Below are 2576 nucleotides of genomic sequence, written 5' to 3' on the forward strand. Positions count from 1 at the left end.
TAGTCGTTTCTTTGTAACAAATCCCGAAAAGATGGTGATTAAAGAGTCTTTGCGGGCCCATGCTTATCTAAGTTTGTATAATGTTGCAACAGATTTAGTTGTGGCTAATCGGATTATTCCAAGCGTTGTCCAAGACCCATTTTTCCAACGCTGGAAGGAAAGTCAGGAGCAATATCGCCAAGAAATCCATGATAATTTCCACCCTTTACCTGTGAAAGAAGTTCCTCTATTTTCTGAGGAAATGTGCGGTTTAGCTGCATTAGAACGCCTGAAAGAAACCCTCTATAAAGATGAAGATCCAACTCAGGTTTATTACAAAGAAACGACTATGAGAGTCGTACAAGAGCAAAACCAATACAGCTTAGAAATTTATTTACCTGGGATTCCGAAAAACCAAGTTCAACTGAGTAAAAATGGAGACGAATTAAACATTACTATTGGCAACCACCGTCGTAACTTAGTTTTACCGCAAGCCTTAGCAGCACTACAACCAGGGGGGGCAAAGATGGAAGATGACTATCTTAAAATTCGCTTTGCTGACAATATAAAAGCTTAATGTTGCTACGGCAATGTTTGACAAAAAGTCAATACTAAACAGCAAGAATCTTTTCTTATAGCTAGTACAGACGCAATTTTATCGTAAATTAAAGGGTTTAAGACCCGCAACGTCAACACGTAGTTCAGTTTCAGTCGGGGTTTAAATCCCCGTCTGAAACTCTCTTCAATTTTGAATACAACGACTTGCTCAGTACAAGTTTTGAATACTTCGGTACGCTCAGTACAAGTTTTGAATTTTGAATTTTTAAAGCGTCTGTTTCTGTGACACTTGGGTTAATTTTTATAGAAGGTAAAGAAATATTTTTATTAATGATTTGCCCGTAGTTTTACGGAAGACGAATTGATTAAATAAATTTAAAAATGGCTTTAGATTTAATTATGTCACTTTGCAAATTATTAATTGATTTTGCTATAAGCAATGACCTCCAACCTTGAACAAAATTTGCCTTTATGTCGTCATGAAGAAAGTTTACTACGCCGCATTACAAACCATATCCGGCGAAGCTTAGAGTTTGAAGAAATTATCACAGTGACAACGGCAGAAGTGCGATCGCTCCTAAAAACTGACCGAGTGATGATTTACAAATTTCATGCCGACGGTAGTGGTCAGGTCATTGCTGAGTCAATTTACGAAAATCGCTTACCGTCGCTACTGGGGCTGAATTTCCCGGCTGAGGATATTCCACTCACCGCCCGTGAATTATTTATCAAATCACGGGTGTGTTCTTTTGTCAATGTTGATACTCAACAGATTGGCCAAATTCACCTGCGTGACTTGGATAATGGAGAAACTCTATCAGAGGAAATCCGTTACCGCCCTGTAGATTCTTGCCATATTGAATATTTGACGGCAATGGGGGTAAAGTCCTCTCTAGTAGCGCCTATTCTCTATCAAGATCAACTTTGGGGGCTACTGGTGTCTCATAATTCCCAAGGGCGGTTGATTTCAGAATATGACCTGGAAGCAGTACAAATGGTAGTCGAGCAGTTGTCAGTGGCGATCGCTCAAAGTACCCTGCTCACTCAAGTCCGCAAAACAGCCGAAGGAGAAGCGATCGTTAACCGCATTGCTACTCTACTACATTCATTACCAACGATTGTATTACAACCAGCCCTAGAAGCGGCTGTTACTGCCTTTAATGGCGTTGGTGGAAGGCTTTGCATTAGAAATGCAGGTGTTGATTTCCACAATGGCAACGTGACCAGCTTAACAGAATGCTTGATACCAGGAAATACTTGTATTAAGCTTTATATCTGTGGACAGCAACCTGTGATGCCAGAACAAACTATATATCCTCTAATAGAGCAGTACAGTGTCTGGCAAGAACACCACAAGTCTACTAACTACGATGTTTGGGCGATTTTAGATATATATAACACTCCCGGCTTGCGAAGTTTGCAACCTGCTTTTAAACCAACTAAAATTCGCAGCATGTTGATGATCCCACTTCTGTATCGTCAGCAGTTGCTGGGGTATTTAAGTATTTTTCGCAACGAAGTAGATACAGAAACCCTATGGGCGGGGCAGTATGACAGCGATCAAAGGCAGTTGTACCCCAGGCGATCGTTTGAGGCTTGGCGCGAATCTAAAAAAGCACAAGCTCAAAAATGGACGGTTGAAGAAATTGAATTGGCTAGAAACCTCGGTAAACACTTTGCTTCAGCAGTTCAGCAATATGAACTATACCAACAAGTGCAAACCTTCAATGAAAATTTAGAAAAACAAGTTAAAAGGCGCACAGTTGAGTTAAAACGGACAGCTGAACAAGAACAGGCTGTGTTTAAAGTTATTGCCGAGATTCGGGAATCTCTTGACACAGATACCATTTTTCAAACAACTACTAAAGAAGTTTGTCAATTAATCAAAGCCGATCGCGTTTCTGTTTATCGTTTCGAAGAGGATCTTGGCCTTGCCCTCGTAGATTTTGCGACGACGGTTCATTGGGAATCCGGGACCGTTGAAAGGAGGGAGAATTTGGCCGCTTCATGCGCCAGAACAGGGCAAAATTGCAAGCTCT

General features: G+C 40.9%; 2 protein-coding genes. Both read left to right on the plus strand.

Annotated features, from left to right (window positions below; genetic code table 11):
- Positions 1-556 (plus strand): ArsA-related P-loop ATPase (locus LC574_RS35060; protein ID WP_306422209.1); only part of this gene is annotated, 556 nt, incomplete at its 5' end.
- Positions 557-976: 420 nt separating this feature from the next.
- On the plus strand, positions 977-2576 hold a 1600-nt coding region (locus LC574_RS35065; RefSeq protein WP_229458224.1), incomplete at its 3' end, for a GAF domain-containing protein.

Source organism: Nostoc sp. CHAB 5715 (assembly GCF_020829685.1).
Classification (GTDB): domain Bacteria; phylum Cyanobacteriota; class Cyanobacteriia; order Cyanobacteriales; family Nostocaceae; genus Nostoc.